Genomic DNA, 20,210 nt, shown 5'->3' on the forward strand with positions numbered 1-20,210 from the left:
ATAAGTTTCCTTATTTACATAATTTGCTGTTTTCATCACCGCCGCTTTAATAGATAATTGTGATTCTGATCATTAAAAACAAAACTTTGGAGCCCTCCGTGTCAAAGAAAAGCATCATACCATTGATGTTATCGTTTTCGGCTTGTGCTAGTGCCACTGCATACGATTTCAACCAACACATTGAGTTTTCCTATACGGTCGACTGCAATCAAATTTCTTGTTTTAATGACGATCCGAATATTTACCAATCAAACTCTCCATTTTTAGCAAGCTTAGCAGAGTCGCAACCGCTAAACCTTGAAGAGCCCGCGCTGCCTAAGTATCTTACCGTGCAAGATACAAAAGACTGGGACTATCTCAAAGGCCAAACCTACACCATCTTAGGATTAAGCGTAGCAACCGTTGGTTTAATGACATTTTTGCCTGCATCCATTACCAAATGGGATGAAGAGGATCGCAGCATAAGCGGCATAGGCAGCAAATGGAAAGATAACGTATCATCCGGCCCCACTTGGGATAGAGATGAGCATTATCTCAACTACATTATGCACCCCTACTTTGGCGGCGTTTACTACACAGCCGCAAGACATGCTGGATTTAATGAGTTTGAATCTTTTCTTTACTCCGGTGTTATGTCGACTTTCTTTTGGGAATATGGCGTAGAATCGTTTGCCGAGATACCGTCATGGCAAGACTTGTTTATTACGCCCTTTTTCGGTGCGGTTGTCGGTGAGCTGATGTTTGAAGCGGAACAAGATATTGTTACCACAGGTGGTGAAGTGTTGGGTTCATCGACTCTGGGTGATGCCACACTTTTCTTCCTCAACCCTGTTGGACATATCCATGGCTGGGTATCAAATGCTTGGGGAGGCGATGCCGAAGTAGAATTTAATGGCACACCTTGGTTTGGCAACCAAGATGCCGCAAAGTTTGCTTTGGACTCAGGTGCTAGCTATGATTCGCAATTTTATGGCCTTAACCTCAAAGTCAGTTTCTAAAAAACAGGGCTAAACACAAGGCCAATACCTAAAGCCAAGGCTATTTTTGTGGCCCAAGTATGAATACTGACAAGCAAGAGACTGCGTAAATGTAAAAAATTGACTCTCATCAAGTCTTATCTAAGATAGGCCTCTACACTGAAGTGAAAGGAATTCAAGATCAACGATTTATCTTTCGTTAGCTTGCTATGGGAGGCCTATTATGAACAGTACTTTTATCGTCAATTTCGTCGGTAGTGCAACACCAGCCACAATTAAACATCTTGCCGCGATCACTCATGAAAATGGTGGAAAATGGTTAATAAGTAAAGTGAACTTTATTGAAAACCAAGTAGCTGCCGTCATTAAAATAGAGTTACCGACCTCAAATGCCGTTATCGTTCAACAAGCATTTAGAGAACAACCCGATCTTCTGGTGCAGATTGTTGATTCTGACGTACATCAACACGAAAAAGAAACGATTTACCAACTGCGGATTGATGCAAACGACCGTGCAGGCATCGTCAACGAAATCACCCATCTCCTTGATAATCAAGGTATCAATATTATAGATATGGATTGCCAACGCGTTTTTATTGCGGGTGGCGGTGGTGTCAGCTCAAGTTTATTTACCGCCAACCTAGCCATCAAGCTCCCTGCTGCGATACAAATTGAAGACGTAGCCGATGAGCTTGAAGCGCTCAGTGAAGATACGCGCGTGATATTAGAAGTGTAATCTCGTTTACGCCCCCGAAAAAAGGAAGCTGATGCTTCCTTTTTTATCGACCTCACTATCTATTAAGTAAGATTAAAGTTGTGATTCAGTTAACAAAATCAACTAATTGCATTCGCGAAATGACGACCATATTCCAATATTAAAGAGCGGGTAACCATAATTAATCTAAGCCTGCAAATCCTAGATGCCGAATAACTTGAAGACGCCGTCAGATGGATAAACGGATGATTACTAATGAGCATTAACAAACCTTGTGACTCTGGCAATCAACGTAACCAACATCACGGTAACCTCAAGTACAACAGGTAAACCAATATGCCCAGCAATAAGGTTGGGTTGTTTTAATGGTGGTAACGTCATGTTGAAGCTTGAAAATATTAAGGTCAGCTACAAGCTGACCGCTATTATCGCGGTTGCAATTGTTGGCTTATTGAGCTTACTGTTCATTGCAACTAGCGCGCTGAGAAGTAACTTAGTCGTAGAGCGTGAAGCGAGGTTGAACGCAGTTATCGATACTCTCCTCTCACAAATCTCACACCTTCAGAAAACACTCCCCGAAGACGAAGCTAAATCACAGGCGAAAATACTCATCAACAACACACGTTTTGACAGCAACAACTATCTTTTTGCTATCGATGAGTCTCGTTACACCATTGCCCATCCGATTCGCACTGATTTGGTTGGCAAACAGATGGGAAGCCCAGGAAAAGATACGCAAGGCGAGTTTTGGTTCACTATGGTTGAACTTGGCAAAAATGGTCAACAAGGCACGTTGACATATCCTTGGCAGACTAACAGTGGAACACCCGCAGAGAAATTATCGGCAGTCCAAGGGTTTGCGCCGTGGCATTGGATTATCGGCTCAGGCATGCTCATCAATGACATTGAAGAGGCGATCAACAAACAGATCCTCAAGATGGGAGGAGCGACATTGGCAGTTGTGTTTGTGATGGCAACGCTTGGGGTGGTCATCAGCCGAGCCATCATTATGCCGTTAGAGTCAATTAAAGAAGTCATGAAAAAAGTGGCAAGCGGCGATTTAACCGCACAAGTCCCAGTAATGGGAGAAGATGAGATTGGCATTGTGGCATGTCGTATCAATGACAGTGTAAGCGCAGTGCGTTTAGCATTAACCGAGTCGGTCACCTCAGCAAACCTGCTTGCAGAGGCCGCCATTCGCATCGCTTCTTCTGCGGAAGAAACTAGCCAAGCGGTGACCAGCCAACGTGACCAATTAAGCCAGCTCGCAACCGCGATGAATGAAATGAGTGCGACTGTTGCCGATGTTGCAGGCCATGCAGAAGAGACAGCAAGAGACACATTGGATGCCAGCAAAGAAGCCGGCTTAGGCGATAAAGACGTACATTCCAGTGTGGACAGCATTAAAGCGCTCTCAAAAGAGCTGGAAGTGGCCACTGAGCAAGTGCACAAACTCAAAGAAGGCGTGATGCAAATCAGTGAAGTTACCACAGTGATCAGCGGCATTTCTGAACAAACTAATTTACTTGCGCTAAATGCAGCGATTGAAGCCGCACGTGCTGGAGAACAAGGTAGAGGATTCGCAGTGGTCGCCGACGAGGTCAGAAATTTAGCTAGCCGTACTCATCATTCCACTGACCAAATCCAAACCACCATTAACCGCTTACAGCAACTGGCCGTTAGTACATCAAACGCGATGCAAAAAAGCCAAGATCTCGCTTATAACAGTGTGGAGCGGGCAGAAAATGCAGGCAGCGATCTTTCCTTGATCGTCAGTCATATTCAGCATGTGAGTGATAAAGCAATTCAAATCGCCACTGCGGCAGAAGAACAAAGTGCAGTGGCCGAAGAAATGAACCGTAACGTCAGTGGTATTAACGATTCGGCATTGGAGATGTCACAATCGGCAAACTATTTGGCAGAAGAGAGTGAAACCTTGGCCGCTCTTTCACGCCAATTAGACGAAAGAATGAAAAGCTTTAAACTCTAAGGTGTGATTTTACAAAAATAGGCCTCACCCACTGTATGGTGAGGCCTATTGTCATCAGTTTACCGACCATTGAGATAATGAACGTTTAAAGTCTTCATAGCCAAATTCATTCAGTTTCTGAAGCTCTCCTGTACTGCGTTGACAATACACGGAAGGCATTTTAAGGCCATTAAACCAATTCAATTTCACCATGGTATAGCCCGCGCTGTCCATGATATGCAACCGCTGGCCAATCGATAATGGCTGTTCAAATGAAGCCACACAAAATTGATCACCCGCTAAGCAAGAACACGAACCAATGACATACTCATGTTCACCGTCCGCACTCGCTTCTAAAATAGCCGCAGGCTCTTTGTAAATCAGTGTGTCTAAACGATGCGCTTCAGTTGCCGAATCAACAATCGCTGTTTTCATGCCATTTTCAACGATATCGACGACAGTCACCACTAAATCAGCCGTTTTCGTGATGATCGCCTCACCCGGTTCAAGATAAAGCTGAACCTGATGCTTTTCTGAAAAGGCCTTAAGCGCTAATGCTAATTTTTCTAGCGGATAACCAGGCCAAGTGAAGAACACACCACCGCCTAGGCTGACCCAATCTAACTTATCCAGATATTGGCCAAAACGCTCAGAGATCGAATCTAATAACGCAATGAACGCATCAGCATCTTTGTTCTCACAGTTCATATGGAACATCACGCCATTGATAGTATCGAACACTGAGTTATCAATGTGGTCTGTTTGAACACCTAAACGAGAAAACTGACGTGCGGGATTGGCAAGATCTTGCCCAGCGTAACTCACGCCGGGGTTTAAACGTAAACCCAATGACGCCTTGCCTTCAACTAAATGACGGTAAGCGGCCAACTGGGATTGCGAATTAAAAATCATTTTGTCGCAAATATCGGCCACTTCTTTAACATCAGCTTCACTGTAGCCAACGCTATAGGCGTGAGTTTCACCACCAAACGTTTCGTAACCTAATTTTACTTCAAATGGGCCACTGCTGGTGGTGCCATCTAAGTAAGGTTTGATGATGTCAAACACTCCCCAAGTAGAGAAGCATTTTAAAGCCAAGACGAGTTTGACGCCCGACATCTCTTTGAGCTGCTTCGCGATTTCTAGGTTCGCGATCAACTGTGATTCATCAATCATAAAATAGGGCGTTTGGAGTTCGCTTTTTTGCATCTATTTATCACTCTCAAATTGAAGAAAGCCGACACATCTGCATCGGCTTAACTATCGAAAACTCTTATTTTAGAATTTTAATCTCTGGTTGCCCGATATCGAGCTCTTGAACATGCCAATCCAAACCTAATTTCGGCATCGTTTCTAAAAACAGATCAGGGTCAAGCTGCTCTAGGTTAAACACGCCCGCTTGTGCCCAATGCCCTTGGAAATACTGCAATGCCGCAGTAATAGCAGGAACGCCCGTGGTGTAAGCGATGGCTTGGTGCTCTACATCATGGTATGCCACTTCATGGTCTGCATTGTTGTAGATAAAGACACTGCGCTGTTTACCGTCCTTCCAACCTTGCACCCAAGTACCAATACAAGTCAGGCCTTTGTAGCCTGGGGCCAAAGAGGTTGGGTCTGGCAGCATCGCTTTAAGCACTTGAAGTGGTTGAACCACAGTACCATCTTGCAGCGTCAATGGGTTTGGACTCAATAAACCAATATCACGCATGCAATTGAAATAGTTGAGATAACGATCGCCAAAACCCATCCAAAATTCAATACGTTTGGCCGGAATAAACTCTTTCATCGAACGCACTTCATCGTGCGACATGGAGTACACCTTGTGCTGGCCGCACTGAGGAAAATCAAATTCTAGCATTCGTGAATGGCAAGGAACACGCTGCCACTGCCCTTTTTCCCAATAGAAAGAGTCGCCTTGAATCTCTAACATATTGGTTTCTGGATCAAAGTTAGTCGCAAATTTCTTGCCGTGATCGCCTGCATTAATGTCCATCACATCAATACTGTCGATTTCGTCAAAGAGGTGCTTCACCGCATACGCGGCAAACACGCTAACCACGCCCGGATCAAAACCAGCACCGAGAATAGCGGTAATGCCTGCTTGCTTAAATTTTTCACGAAATGCCCATTGAGGATCATACGCTTCAGGCACTTGTTGACCTTCAGAGCAAAGGTCAACAGCAACCGATGTATCTAGATAGGAAACCTTGGCTTGATAACAGGCTTCCATGATTGGCACGTTTACCCAAGGAGGGCCAGCGTTGATCACAAGATCAGGCTGGACTTCTTTAATTAATGCAACTAACGAGGCTACGTCATCCGCCTTGACGGTGCGTGCCTCAAGTTTTTTAGTTGGATCTTTAAGGTTATTTTTTCCTTTGATCGATTCAATGATCTTCTCGCACTTTTCAAGAGTACGAGAAGCAAGAACAATATCACCGAGTATGTCGTTGTTTTGGGCCGCCTTATGTGCGACAACCCAGCCAACGCCTCCCGCGCCAATTTGTAAAATAGACATGGTTGTTTGTATTCCTTTATGCCTTGGCTAGCTCAGAGGCTAGTACTTCAATCTTATTAAGTAATGCTTTGAAATCTGACAGTTGTAAGCATGGGTTTAAAATGGTGAATTTAAGCGCTGTTTTGCCATCCACAATCGTCTCGCCCAACACCGCGACACCACGTGTCAATGCTTCTAAACGCAACGCTTTGTTCAACTCGTCAAAATCTACCGCTTGTTTATCCACGGAACGGAATAACACGGTGGAGAGAGCAGGCTCAGCCAAGAGTTCAAAAGCATCGTGATGCTGCACTAAATCTGCCACTTGCAGTGTTTGTTCTAGCAGATGATCGTACATTTCACCCAAAGCCTTAGGGCCTACGTTTTGCATTGTCATAAACACTTTCAATGCATCAAAACGCTTGGTCGTAGAAATAGATTTATCCACCAAGTTTGGCAGTTCATCATGTTCACGGTTAAGGTAATCCGCATGATGCAGTAGATACTTAAAGTGACTTTTATCTTTGAGCAACACCGCGCCACAACTGATCGTTTGGAAGAACAATTTATGGAAGTCGACGCTGACCGAGTGCGCACGCTCAACGCCTTGCAAACGTGCTTTATGGCTACTTAGAACCAATGCGCCGCCGTATGCTCCATCCACATGCATCCATAGATCATGTTGCTGTGCTACATCCGCGATCGTCGACAGATCATCAATCGCACCGTGATCCGTTGTGCCTGCCGTTCCAACAATAGCAAAAGGAATAAGACCTTCCGCTTTCGCTTGTGCAACAACCGCTTCCAGTTTGGTGACATCCATTGTGCCGTTTGGATTCGCATCAACCGCCAAAATGGCTTTCTCGCCCAACCCCATCCAAGAGGCCGATTTTTGCACGGTGAAATGCGATTTTTTCGAGCACACAATACGCAGCTTATCGGCATACTCAGGTAAGCCCAGCTTTTGAATAGAATGACCACTTAATTTATCGGCAATCCAGTCACGAGCTAACATTAAACCCATTTGGTTACTTTGCGTGCCACCACTGGTGAAAATACCATCCGCCTGAGCGCCGAGTTCGTATTTCTCACACATCCAATCAATCACTTTCTGTTCAACATAGGTAGCAGAAGACGATTGATCCCATGAGTCCATAGACTGGTTTAATGCACCAATCATCGCTTCAGCCACTACTGATGGCATCAAGGGTGGCGTGTGCAGGTGAGCAATACAATCTGGGTGTTGAACGATAATGGAATTTTTGGCTACCAGATCTGCCATTTCAGAGATCACATCCTTCAATGGCGCATTTTTGTTATCCAAATCTACTGCGTAAATCGCTTCTTCAAGCTGCTTTGGATCCAAACCTGAATAAGGCGCTTTGGCTTGTTCAAAAACAGCTTTCATCGCAGAAGTGGCATGGTTCATCACATCGGCAAATTCATTGCTGCCCATTTCACCGGTTTGGATAAAATGCTTCTTCCAGGCTTGATTTTCTGGCTCTGGATCTTTCTCGCCGCCACCTGCGGCTAAAATCGCCGCTTCAAGAGTGCGCAGAGCAAAATCGATCTGCTCGAATGAGATGATAATCGGTGGTAAGAAACGAATAACGGATCCTTCACGACCACCTTTTTCAACCATCAACCCACGCTCAAGTGCTGCGCGTTGGATAGCGAGTGTTAATTGACCATCGGCCATTGGCTCGCCAAATTTGTTCATTTCACCGTTTGGTTTACGAATCTCGAGGCCGAGCATCAAACCTTTGCCACGAACTTCAGCAATACAATTCACGCGGCGTTGAATGGCTTCAAGACCTTGGCGTAGGTACTGACCCGCGACATTAGCGTGTTCAACGAGGTTATCACGTAAAATAATTTCTAACGCTTTCGCACCAGAAACCATGGCCAATTGGTTACCACGGAACGTGCCTGTGTGCTCACCCGGTTTCCAAGTATCGATCTCTTTCTTGAACACAAGAATAGACATTGGTAGACCACCACCAATGGCTTTAGATAGGCAAAGAATATCAGGACAAATGCCAGACTCTTCAAATGCAAAGCGGTAACCCGATTTACCCACGCCACACTGAATTTCATCGAAAATTAATAAAATACCGTGTTCATCGCAGATACGGCGTAGTTCACGCAACCAGAATGCTGGAGCGGGAATGACGCCTCCTTCACCTTGAACAGGTTCAACAATAATGGCCGCCGGTTTCATGATACCAGCTTCGTCATCGTTCAGCAGACGTTCGATGTAGTGAATGCTCGCTTTGGCACCTTCATCGCCCCCTAAACCAAACGGGCAGCGCAAGTTGTATGGGAATGGCATAAAATGCACATCCGACATTAACCCTGTGCGACGAGCTTTAGTATTCAGGTTGCCCATCATGCCCATCGTTCCGTTGGTCATACCGTGGTAAGCACCGCGAAACGCAAACATAGTGTTACGACCCGTTGTCTGCTTCACCAGCTTGATAGCCGCTTCAACGGCATCCGCACCAGAAGGTCCACAAAATTGAATCGCGGAATTTTTTGCAAACTCTTCAGGCAAAAATGCTTTTACTTGCTTGATGAATTTGTCTTTAGCGTGCGTTGTCATATCCAATGTCTGATATGGCAGACCTGAATCTAACTGCTCTTTCAGTGCTTGATTGATCTCAGGATGGTTATACCCAAGCGCCAACGTTCCCGCGCCCGCTAAGCAGTCGAGGAAAATTTGTCCGCGCGTATCTTCTACTAACGCACCATAAGCTTGCTTGATGGCAATCGGTAGACGGCGTGGGTATGAACGAACTTCAGATTCATGCTCAATTTGATCGAGTAGAATTTGGTCCGGTGTGAGATCATAAATACCTTCAACAACAGGTACCTGAGATGAAAAAATGTTTGCGATAGTGTTATCGACTTCAAAGGCTGTGCTCATTTCCCTTCCCCTTGAATGTGAAAATTTCCGCCTATTTCCTTGGTTTGGTTTGAATATAAGGAAATATGACATAGCAATAAGCTCCGTATTAGCCAAAAGGCAAAAACGGAAATTGGTTCATCGTCTTCGATGAAAGATTACTAAATCAGAGAATCAAGGTTCGGTGATAGAACTGTCTTCAAGCACAGGGCATAGAGGAAGTACAAAGCTGATTAACGTCAGTGTGTTAAGTGATGATGAGTTCAATGTTGGGTTTCCCATTCACATGCAGCTCCCGCTGCAAGAGTATCCCGTCTATCAACAAAAGGACTTGCTGATACCTACCCTACGTAATGTCACAATCAGCCTGAATGGTCATTACGCGTGTCCCCCAGAAGCTACTGTCCGAGATTGGTGCGAAAAATATCAAAAAATAATTACGCTGGCAATAATTTTCAATAAATCGATAAAAACTTAAATTTTCTATTGATTAAGAATATTGATAAATCAAATGGTTAGTTTATAAAATGAATCGGCCCTCGTATTACGGAGGGCTGATTATTCTTATGCGTTTTTTGGCAAAGATAAACGAAGCAATATATAGCCTACAATCGCGGCAGTGGTTGAGCCCATTAATATACCGAGCCGTGCAAACGTATCAAATTCAGCATTGGTCGGTCCAAAAGCCAATGACGAGATAAAAATCGACATTGTAAAGCCAATACCACATAGCACTGACACGGCAAAAATATGCTTGAAATTGATCCCTTCAGGCAATTTAGCGACACCGAGTTTCACCGCAGCCCAACTGAAGGTAAAAATACCCAATGGCTTACCAATAAATAGGCCAAGAGCCACGCCCAAAGGCAACATTGACGTGAGGCTAGATACGGAGATCCCTTCCAGTGAAATCCCGGCATTGGCAAATGCGAACAATGGCAGAATACCAAAAGCGACATACGGGTGTAGCGCATGCTCAAGATGCTTTAGCGGAGAATATTCACCTTTATCACCTTTCAGCGGAATAGCAAAACCAATCACTACACCAGCCAAGGTTGCATGAACACCAGATTTGAGTACGGCAAACCATAAAATCGCACCGACAATTAAGTAAAGGCTGATTTTGGTAACATGCTTGTTGTTTAGTATAAAAAGCACACCAGTCATTAAGAAACCGACGGTTAACGCAATGGTAGAAAGATCACCGCTATAAAATAGCGCAATAATGACCACAACCCCTAAGTCATCAATAATCGCAAGCGCCAGCAAGAACACTTTTAAGCTGATCGGAACACGTTTACCCAATAACGCCATAATACCTAGCGCAAACGCAATATCAGTGGCCGCTGGGATCGCCCAACCTTGAATCGCTTGTGCATCACCAGCCGTAAACAGCACGTAAATTAATGCTGGAGCAAGCATGCCGCCGACGGCAGCAATGGCTGGGAAAATAGCCGTTTCTTTGGATTTAAGAGCACCTTCCAACAATTCACGTTTGACTTCTAAACCAATCAACAAAAAGAATACGGCCATTAAGCCATCATTGATCCAATGCGACACTGACATTCCAAACACGTAGGAATGTAAAAAAGATTGGTAAACATCATTTAGCGGTGAGTTAGCAATCATCATTGCAATTGCAGCAGCAATAACCAGCAAAATACCACCTGCTGATTCCATCTTGAAAAAGTCGCGAATCACATCACTCATGATATCGTCCTTATAGTTATGCATGTTAATAAACCATTAACAAATGAATATGACAGAGTTTATACAGTAGCTGATAGAAGTAAAAATCGCTTGTTCAGATATTAAGAATCGGAATTTCCGAGTCAAGCATAACAATACAACGTATATTCCTTGGTTTTTACTATTTTCCCATTGTTGATTAGTTTTCATGCGTAACAAATTTACAACAAAATAAAAAAGGTTCACAAAAACACAAAAGGCCAAGAACAACTTGACCTTTAGATTCCGCAAATATTTGAACTTAGTTGCTCGTTAGTTGCATGAAACCCGTCACCTTATGACTACCATCGGTGATAATGGGGCCTTCCCAATAAGGGATCAGAAAGGGTGACCACAGATCGCGATTCACCGCTTTCGTCACCAGATGAATATTATATTTAGGGATGTTTATCACCCATTGCAACGGGATGTCACGCTCATTCTCCGACGCGGCAGAAACGACAGGAACTAAATCAATTTCATCAGCAGATAGTGCGATCGTGGTGCCCGAATCTTTCACAATTGCCCCAAACAAATAGGGCTCTTGCTGAAAATAACGATAGCGATTAACCAATAAGGTTGTTTTGCTATCGAGTTTAACGAACAACTTATCCCATCCCTGTTTAGCGTTAGGCAGTAGATTATTACCCCACTCCTTGCTCAGCCATGCATTACCTGTGACTTGAATAGGTTGAGAGTTAACACCTAAGTTGAGCACACCTTTGACCTGCAAAAACGGTGCTTGGAGACTATATGAGGCTAAAGAAAGTGAATCATGCTTTTTTTGGTATCCCTGCTGACCAGGTAATACAAATAGCCCGGAAAGGTTATTTTTTAATGAGAGTGAAAACGTGTCCGTCGTTACATCTAATACTCCAGGAAATGGAGTCGTCCCCGGTGCGCGCCAGTTCCAATTATCAATCCACATTTTAAACGGTTTTAATTCTAAGCCGGCTTGACCAATTCCGCCCCGCGCAATCCGCTGTTCACGCCAGACTTCATTCTTTGAAGAGATCACCACATAAGCAAGATAAAGCTGAGGACTAAGCCATCCATTGGCATCTCGAGCTTCATTAGCGAGACGAAAATAACTCCACTGGATCCCATATTGCTGCCCATGTTCATCACTGACATTCGCAAAGTAATGCCACCACTCATGTTCAAAACCTTGATGAAAATTGAAATCTTGAGGAAGTCGTACCGAGCGATTAGGAAGCACGAACTCGAACGGGTGCTCTTTCGATATTGATGATGTATCCATTTGCTTAGAAGCTGTTTCAGAAACGGCATATTCTGAAATCGTTTGCTGTGCCTGCCAATACTGGTGCCACGAATAGAGGCTGAACAATACAGCAATCAACAAAGAGCACAAAAGTACGAGGTATCGTTTCATCATTTATAACGCGTCTCTAAATGAGCTAATCGGTGGCCTTCTGACCAAACGAATAACCGGGATTGCACCTGCGCACATCAAGGTCACCATCGCCCATGCTGCCGTTTTCAAATACTCCCCGGGGATCAACTGCAGTTGGATTGTCCAACCAAAGGATTGTTTAATCACGATGTCCACCACAAGACGAGCGAGTGCAAGCCCTAACGGCATTGCAATCACGAGCGCTATCGCCCCAAAAACACACAACTGCAAGCTGCCAATCACCACCAGCTCTTTACCAGAAACACCCAAACAACGCAGTAGCGAAACATGTCGCTGGCGGGAAACCTCTCCGGCTAACGTAGCAAAGAAAATACCACACACGGCAATCAACAAAGTAATACGCCCGAGCGTATCGGCGATGGCAAAGGTTCGGTCAAACACCCGCATCGCTTGAGTGTGGATGTGATTGTTATCAAAAATCCGCTCAGGGCCCAACCTAAATACCGATTCTAGTCGCTTCTTTAATCCTTGGTCATTCACACCTTCGTGCAAAACCACTCCTAGCGCCACATTTCCCGTACTGGCAAACGCAAATAACCAATTTTGGTGTGACAATAAGACTTGGTGGTAAGGGTTACCATAATCGTAATACACTCCCACGACTTGCCACTTTTGGCCCAAAGGCTCAGAAAGGTCAATAAAATCACCAGGCTTAATGCCTAATTTAAGCGCCATGGATTCACTGATCATCAAACTCTTTGAATGGTGTAAATCATACCAATAGTTAGGAACAGCGAGTTTAACCGTCAACGAGTCTAACTCACCATCGGAGATACCTGTGCTGACCACTTGCAATGCACCTTTGTCAGTGGCGAAATCTTTTTCCCAACGCCACCAAACATCATTGACCTCAGGCTGCGCTTTCAACCAACTGCTCATTCTTGATGCTGAACTATTGGTAGGATAGACATAAATATCGGCCGCTAAACGTTGGTTTAACCATTTTTCAGTAGTGTCTCTAAAGCTACCAACCATGGTTTCAATGCCAATATTCGCCGCCATAGCAATCATAAATGCCATAGTTGCAACACCGCGATAGCTCATACTGGCGGCTGCATCGGCAAAGAACCAACGCGCTTTTACCCAAGCGAGTGAGTAGGAAAAACTGTTGAACAGCGTCCAAATAAGATAAGGCGTAAACAGCGCAACACTGAGTAACATCAACGCAATAATTGCAAAACCAGAAAGTTGCGTTTGTGGAACTTGATACACGGCAATCGCCGCGACAGTCAATGCGCAAGCAACAAGGGCTTGCAGGCGAAATTCTGTGCCAGCAAATCGAAGCAAAGAGAGACGAGCCGAAAGACGAATAGGCTGCGATTTTAGCAACCGGACGAGGGGCCAAGCGCACGCCGCGAATGCACCAATCAACGCCATGGCTAAACTGTAACTACTCCACTGCCAATTCCAGCTAATCGATAAACCGACATTAGCATCATACAAGTCACCCAAACTGGCTGAAACCGCTGGAATAAGTTGATTGGCCAATAATAACCCCAATCCGTTACCGCATATCCAGCTAAGCAGGACCATGCCAAACAACTCAATCACCAATGCTTGGGTAAGCTGCCAGCCAGAAACGCCCGCTTGCCGTAATAACCCGACTAAAGGTTGGCGCTGGATTAAAGATAAAGACATGGCTTGGTAGAATATGAATAGCCCGACCAAAAATGCCAGCATACCCATTGCATTGAGATTGAGATGAAAAGCACGCGTGAGTGATTCCAGCTCAGTGCGAGAACTACGGACTAGCGTCAAACCATTAGGTAAATTATCTTTTAGTCTTTTCAGTTTCTCTGGCGGCATATCACCACAAGCAATAACAGATAAGCCCGAACTTTTCTTGAGTATACGCACCAAGGATAGATCCGCAATAACGCGTGTGCCGTTGATGAGATCTTGTTGATCGATCTGAATAGGACCTAACTTTGATTCATCATCAAGCACGATAAAATCACCCGTTTGCCAACCTTGGAGACGAGCGAGATCAACACTCACCAAAATAGGATACGGCGGATTCATCAATGATAATGTCGAAAATTCCGATAAAGGAAGGCCGCTATTGGTTGGCAACATCGCGACGGGATCAAGCCCAATCAGCGAAATATCCGTGCCATTTTTTGTCGTCAAACGATGGTTTTCAAAAGGAGCGCACTGAGAAAATCCATCACGGCGCAACTGAATATAGAAACCTTGGGGGATTTTATTGGCAATATGCTTGGAACGAATACGATAAGGTAATGGATTAGAAAACAGCTTTTCGCCATGTTCATAACTTTGACGAGCATGCTGGTTGATGGCCGTCACTCCCACCAACAATGAAACGCCAAGCGTTAAACCCAGCCATACTAGAATGATTTGTAAAGGATAACGCCGATAATGACCAAGTAGCGCCTTAACTACGGGCCATAACATGCAACAACCCTCCTTGTAAACGTACGCGACCATCCATATGCTGCGCGACTTTTTCACTGTGCGTCACCAATAATAACGTGCAATCCAGCTGGCGAGTTAAGGTCGTCAATAAACGCATCACCGCCTCGGCATTACGCTCATCAAGACTACCGGTTGGTTCATCTGCTAATAAAATCTTAGGCTCCATGTACAAGGAGCGCGCGATCGCAGCACGCTGCTGCTGCCCACCAGAAACCTCTTCAGGGTATCGGCCTAGCAACGGCATTAAATCAAGCGAAGAAAGAATTTGACGCAGTAAACCTTGGTCTTCCGGCATTCCTTTCAACTGACGACAAAAGCGAATATTATCCGCGAGATTGAGGGTGGGAAGAAGATTAAACTGCTGAAATATATGACCAATGTTATTTCGGCGATAAGCGGTACGCTTATTTTCTGACGTGTCATGCATGGCAAAACTTGGAAACCAAATTTCGCCAGAATCGACAATATCTAATCCAGCAATAAGGTTGAGTAATGTACTCTTACCCGAACCACTTTCACCCATCAATGCGATTTGGTCGCCTCGGTTTAATGTTAACTCTGCCCCCTGTAGCACGGGATGAAATTCATCGCCATCTAGATAGCCTTTACACAGGTTGGTCAGCTGTAACATCAAATCGCTCGCAATCGACTAAAATTGGATTGTGAATCTACACTAATTCTCCTGCAGTAGAAAGCATTTTGGATACCGGATCACATTATGTGCATCAAATTGCACCACCTAACTGCGTTGTGTCTAATTTTCAATCAAATTTCGCATCCACTTCTTGCTTTTCATTCGATAAAGAGAACCGCCCCATTTAATCAACTCTTCAACGAGAAACAATAAATAGATGGCTTCAGGCTTAGCCCCAAGCACAATCGCACAAAATGCGGCTAACGGAATACCGATCAGCCACTGCGCGACTAAATCTTGATAAAGACAAAACTTTACGTCACCGCCAGCTCGCAACACGCCAACAATCACCGTCATTGGAATGGAACGTAAAATGATGCCAAGGCTCAGTATCACGATAAACTCTTCAGATAAAGCACGGGTTTCATCCGTCAAGGCGGTGAAAGAGTTCAGGATAGGGATCTGCACCACATACAAAGCGGCAGCGACAACCACGCCCACAAGAAGGCTGATGATAGTTAGGCCCAAGGCTTGATAATAAACGGCATCGTACTGCTTAGCGCCAAGTTGGTTACCGACTAAAACCGCAGCCGCATTCGACATCCCAATCAGTAAACTCAATGAAATTGATTCTACTGGCGTCATCACCGATAACGCAGCTAAGCCTTGCACACCACTCTGCCCCATGATGGCATGATAGACAAATAAACCGCCTGCCCATGCTAGGAAATTAAAGGTAGTTGGCAACGAAAGCTTCAAAAAACGAGAAATGGTAGGCCATTCAATGATGGCTCGGATATCGTCAATTCCAAACGCTAACAGATGTTTCTTGGCATAGAGGTAACCGTATAAACACGCGACTTCAATAAAACCACTGAGCACGGTAGCAATCGCCGCACCTTCGATTCCCATCGCGGGAAAACCCAATTTGCCGAAAATCAGCACCCAGTTTAAAAACACGTTTGAAACAATACCAATACCGCTAAAAAACGTACTGAGCCCCGGTTTATGCATCGCTCGCAGCCCTACCGCCATACTACTGACGCAAGCTACAGCAAACATACTGAGTGAGGTAATAATCAAATATTGGCTACCTAGCGCATTAACGGTCTCGGAATCCGTGGTTAGTGCCATGATTTGACTTGGAAACAGTAAAAATAGTGCCACCGTCATTACAGCAAATAGGTTAGCGACTAACCACGTAAGTGCCGTACTTTCTCGCACGCCCTGTTTGTTTCCTGCGCCCCAATACTGAGCTGTTAAAAGTGCGCCTCCGGTTGTCACGCCCACTAGCATGATGGTGGTGACAAAAGTTGCTCTAGCGGCAACGCCTACCGCAGCAATTTCTGCCTCACCTAATTGCCCTAGCATCAAAACATCCACTAGACCACGGCTAGAAAACATAATACTTTGCAAGGTGATCGGCAGAGCGATAGCCATTAAGCGACGGAAAAAATCGCCTCTTGTATGTAACACGATTTGCGAAAAAACAGACAACCGATCACCTCAAATTCAACACATTGATAGCACAGGAAAAATGAAGTCGCTATTATACGTCTGTGAGCATAATCTAACCATCTTATTTGAAGGGACCGTCATGAAAAAAGTGTTAGTACTCGGCGCATCAGGCTATGTCGGCTCACAACTGTTACCTTTGCTATTAGCGCAAGGTTTTCAAGTAACGGCCGCAGCTAGGCACATTGACTATTTAACCTCACGTGCCATATCTCATCCCAGCCTTACCTTGCGTTATTTAGACCTTACCGATAAAGAGGCGACACTTGCGCTTATCCCACAATTTGAACTGGTTTATTTTTTAGTGCACGGTATGGCGCAAGGACATGATTTCGTCGACTATGAATTGTCGTTAGCGGAAAACGTTAAACAAGCCCTTGAGGTTAGCCAGGTCAAACACCTGATCTACTTAAGTGCGATTCAGCCACAAACCGGAAACTCAGAGCACCTCAAAGCACGGAAAATGACCGGCGATCTACTTAGGAAAAGTCCTGTACCAGTGACCGAATTAAGAGCCGGTGTCATTCTTGGACCGGGATCAGCCGCATTTGAAATCATGCGTGATTTTGTTTACAACTTACCGATGCTCATCACTCCCAAATGGGTTGATTCCAAAGCAAATCCGATAGCGCTGGAAAACCTCAATCATTATCTACTTGAATTAGCTAATGAGCAGCCCGTTGCACACCAATTGTTTGAAGTCGGTGGGCCTGACACCCTCTCCTACCGCGAACAATTTGCCATTATTTGTCAGGCAACGCAGAAACCTTTTCGGTTATGGTCTACCCCACTATTAACCCCCAAAATGGCTTCTTACTGGCTAGGTCTTGTCACCTCCGTCCCTTCTAATATTGGCAGAGCACTACTTGCCGGTTTAGATCATGATTACATTGCCGACTCACAAGCCATTGAAGCACGCTATCCTCAAAGACTGATCTTATATCGTGACGTTGTCACCAAAATAATCGAGCATGAAGGGGAATTTACACGCTCGCAAGTGTGGGGATTTGATCCAAGTGCTCTACAGCGTTGGCAACCCGGTTTTGGCTACTATCCTAAACAAGCAGGAGCAACGATTCAGACCAGCGCTTCTGCTGAGGCTTTATGGAATGTTATCCGAACCATAGGAAGCCGCCAAGAAGGCTATTTTTTTGCCAATGCACTATGGCGTACACGCGAATGGCTCGATCTTTTATTCGGTGGTGGCAAACCTGTGCGCCGCTCCCCTTGTGGCCTGGAACTGCAAGTTGGCGATTTTATTGATTCGTGGAAAGTGATCCGCTGCCAACCTCAACAGTTTTTGTCTCTTCTTTTTGGGATGAAAGGCCCAGGATTAGGGCGATTGGAATTTACCATTAAAGATCTAGGCGAAACGCGAGAACTCAATGTGACCGCATGGTGGCACCCCAAAGGATTCTTAGGGTTACTTTACTGGTTCGCGATGATGCCTGCCCACCTTTTTATTTTTAATGGCATGGTCAAAGCCATCGTCAAAAAGGCACAAAAAAAGAGCTAGCGAAATCGCTAGCTCTGCAACTTATTGGGTTTCAATTCCATACTAATCAATAGGAAAGCCTAATGGAATTTCAGCCAATTGCACGCCATGGTTGCTTGGGTATATCAAATACTCACCATGATATTTCACATTCGACTTATAATCGGTACGTTTGTGCACCATAAAGCCAGCACTGCTGGCCTTTTCGACGAAATCAGCATGATGGCCCCGCACAAACCAGTTCATCGGCTTCACGAGCAGTTCACCATCAAAGCATGATTCACACTGATTTGCGCACAAAGCCAATGAGTTTTGCCCATCGGTAAAAAGCTGTAATTTGCCTTCATTCACCAATGGATCACATGTTGTCACTTCCCAGTGAGCCGCTTCCATGAATTCCAAAAACGCGTCAATTTTCTTATCGGTAATGATGTTATCCGCGTCTTGCGCAAAAAACTTACCGTAAAATGCTGAGATGCGTTTGAAGATAAACAGTAATTCAGATTGGTTGCCTTTCGAACGTCCAGCTTTCTGCCAACGATTTAAATCATCCACCACACAGCGATGAAATCGTTGTGCTTTCAATGCCTTACTCACCCAATGCACCAAAAAGTGATTATTAGCTAAAGGCGCATTCACCAGCTTATTCGCTTGGTGTTCTGCTGTTAACTCTTGCAGCGCTGTATTCACTACACGTTGAATTTCGAGGTAATACTCTGACATTACGCCTTTCTTCCTAATGTCCAATAAAAAAGAGATGAAAGTACCGAGCACGCCGTCATGACCACAATCATCGGCCACTCAACATCACTAGGCATCATCGCGACAATCGCCGCAACCACTGAGCCTGTGCCAAAACGCAACGTTCCAGCCAGTGAAGAAGCGGTACCCGCCATTTTCGGATAACCACTTAACAATAATCCCATTGAATTACTGCCTATCGTTGACAATGTACCAATAAAAAGCACCACAAAAGGCACAATACCCCATAAACCAAGGTTGAGTAACCACGCGATAAATAGCCCGATACCTGCGCACAACTGAATCAATAAACCAAAGCGTAGCATGGCGTGGGAACCGACTCGTTTCACCATTCGACCATTCAAGCTGGTCATGATAATCATCGCGACGATATTGAGGCCAAACAGGTAACCAAATTGATCAGGATCGACTCCATAAATATCAATATAGACAAAAGAGCCTGCGGTCAAAAAGGCAAACATACCAGCGAACGAGAAAGCACCAGAAAAAACAAGCCCCATCGCGACTGGGTTACGGCTTAACTGCACATAGTTGCGAATGGTATTTCGAAAGCGTAGTGGTTGACGATTTTCTGCACTGAGTGTTTCTGGAATTTTCCAAACCACGAGAGCAATCACCACCGCGGCAAAAATAGCTAACACCCAAAATATCGAACGCCAACCAAACCAAATGGCCAAGTGTCCGCCAATCATCGGCGCAGCTAACGGGGCAACGGTCATCACTAAGGTGACAAAAGACATGGCGCGGGCAAAATCTTCGCGATCAAACATATCACGCACCACCGCTTGGATAACCACAGCCGCCGCTGCTCCAGCAAAACCTTGCGCAGCGCGAACATACGTTAACGCTTCAATACCCTGCGTAGTCGCACTCACAGTGGCAGCAATACCAAACAGTAATACGCCGATCAGCAACACTGGGCGACGGCCATAACTGTCGGCCAGCGGGCCATGCAATAGTTGGCCTATCGCAAAACCAGCGGTATAAGCAGTCAGCGTCATTTGTACCGCTCCAGCACTCACACCGAGATCTTTAGCAATCGCTGGCATGGCTGGCAGATACATATCAATCGCCAGCGGCGTTAATGCGCCAATCGCGCCTAAGACTAAGAAGAGTAAAAAACTAATGTGCGGCGTATTATT

The 20,210-nt window shown here is 45.0% G+C and carries 14 protein-coding genes; 4 read left to right on the forward strand and 10 right to left on the reverse strand.

Annotated features, from left to right (window positions below; translation table 11 throughout):
- The first annotated feature begins 59 nt into the window (after positions 1 to 59).
- The 3 genes from AACR75_RS05935 to AACR75_RS05945 all read left to right on the forward strand — a co-directional run bounded on the left by AACR75_RS05935 (position 60) and on the right by AACR75_RS05945 (position 3,682).
- The gene (locus AACR75_RS05935; RefSeq protein ID WP_231564190.1) at positions 60 to 998 is read left to right on the forward strand and encodes a DUF3943 domain-containing protein; all 939 of its coding nucleotides are present in this window, start codon (positions 60 to 62) and stop codon (positions 996 to 998) included.
- A gap of 202 nt (positions 999 to 1,200) precedes the next feature.
- Complete coding sequence (locus AACR75_RS05940) at positions 1,201 to 1,713, forward strand: glycine cleavage system protein R (protein WP_047689194.1); 513 nt, start codon at positions 1,201 to 1,203, stop codon at positions 1,711 to 1,713.
- Positions 1,714 to 2,071: 358 nt separating this feature from the next.
- Positions 2,072 to 3,682 carry a methyl-accepting chemotaxis protein gene (locus tag AACR75_RS05945; RefSeq protein ID WP_047689196.1) on the forward strand — a complete coding sequence of 537 codons (1,611 nt, stop codon included), beginning with the start codon at positions 2,072 to 2,074 and terminating at the stop codon, positions 3,680 to 3,682.
- A 54-nt stretch (positions 3,683 to 3,736) separates the two neighbouring features.
- On the opposite strand, the gene nspC is transcribed toward AACR75_RS05945, so the two are convergent.
- From nspC to AACR75_RS05985, 8 genes are all read right to left on the reverse strand, one after another.
- Entirely contained in the window at positions 3,737 to 4,870 is a 1,134-nt protein-coding gene (gene nspC / locus AACR75_RS05950; RefSeq protein WP_017047688.1) for a carboxynorspermidine decarboxylase, read from the reverse strand.
- 64 nt (positions 4,871 to 4,934) lie between these two features.
- On the reverse strand, positions 4,935 to 6,179 hold the full coding sequence (locus tag AACR75_RS05955) for a carboxynorspermidine synthase (protein ID WP_047689199.1): 1,245 nt from the start codon (positions 6,177 to 6,179) through the stop codon (positions 4,935 to 4,937).
- Between the two features lie 16 nt (positions 6,180 to 6,195).
- Entirely contained in the window at positions 6,196 to 9,084 is a 2,889-nt protein-coding gene (locus AACR75_RS05960) for a pyridoxal phosphate-dependent class III aminotransferase (protein ID WP_047689201.1), read from the reverse strand.
- Between the two features lie 543 nt (positions 9,085 to 9,627).
- Positions 9,628 to 10,773, reverse strand: a complete 1,146-nt coding sequence (gene nhaA, locus AACR75_RS05965; RefSeq protein WP_026027720.1) for a Na+/H+ antiporter NhaA — start codon at positions 10,771 to 10,773, stop codon at positions 9,628 to 9,630.
- Positions 10,774 to 11,053: 280 nt separating this feature from the next.
- On the reverse strand, positions 11,054 to 12,187 hold the full coding sequence (locus AACR75_RS05970) for a lipocalin-like domain-containing protein (RefSeq protein WP_047689203.1): 1,134 nt from the start codon (positions 12,185 to 12,187) through the stop codon (positions 11,054 to 11,056).
- Positions 12,188 to 14,641, reverse strand: coding sequence for an FtsX-like permease family protein (locus tag AACR75_RS05975; RefSeq protein ID WP_047689205.1), 2,454 nt, complete (start codon positions 14,639 to 14,641; stop codon positions 12,188 to 12,190).
- The gene (locus AACR75_RS05980; RefSeq protein WP_013857013.1) at positions 14,622 to 15,293 is read right to left on the reverse strand and encodes an ABC transporter ATP-binding protein; all 672 of its coding nucleotides are present in this window, start codon (positions 15,291 to 15,293) and stop codon (positions 14,622 to 14,624) included. Before AACR75_RS05980 ends, AACR75_RS05975 begins: the two co-directional genes overlap by 20 nt.
- Positions 15,294 to 15,416: 123 nt before the next feature.
- Positions 15,417 to 16,793, reverse strand: a complete 1,377-nt coding sequence (locus tag AACR75_RS05985; protein ID WP_047689207.1) for an MATE family efflux transporter — start codon at positions 16,791 to 16,793, stop codon at positions 15,417 to 15,419.
- A 40-nt stretch (positions 16,794 to 16,833) separates the two neighbouring features.
- Between AACR75_RS05985 and AACR75_RS05990 the strand changes: the two genes are divergently transcribed.
- Positions 16,834 to 18,327: a DUF2867 domain-containing protein gene (locus AACR75_RS05990; protein ID WP_047689209.1), complete on the forward strand. Its 1,494-nt coding sequence runs from the start codon at positions 16,834 to 16,836 to the stop codon at positions 18,325 to 18,327.
- 42 nt (positions 18,328 to 18,369) lie between these two features.
- Here the strand turns inward: AACR75_RS05990 and AACR75_RS05995 are convergent, their stop codons facing one another.
- The gene (locus AACR75_RS05995) at positions 18,370 to 19,029 is read right to left on the reverse strand and encodes a DUF2913 family protein (RefSeq protein WP_017049847.1); all 660 of its coding nucleotides are present in this window, start codon (positions 19,027 to 19,029) and stop codon (positions 18,370 to 18,372) included.
- Positions 19,029 to 20,210 (reverse strand): Bcr/CflA family multidrug efflux MFS transporter (locus AACR75_RS06000; RefSeq protein WP_047689212.1); only part of this gene is annotated, 1,182 nt, incomplete at its 5' end. The genes AACR75_RS06000 and AACR75_RS05995, both read right to left, overlap by 1 nt.

It is taken from the genome of Vibrio sp. ZOR0018, assembly GCF_963865925.1.
GTDB lineage: Bacteria > Pseudomonadota > Gammaproteobacteria > Enterobacterales > Vibrionaceae > Vibrio > Vibrio anguillarum.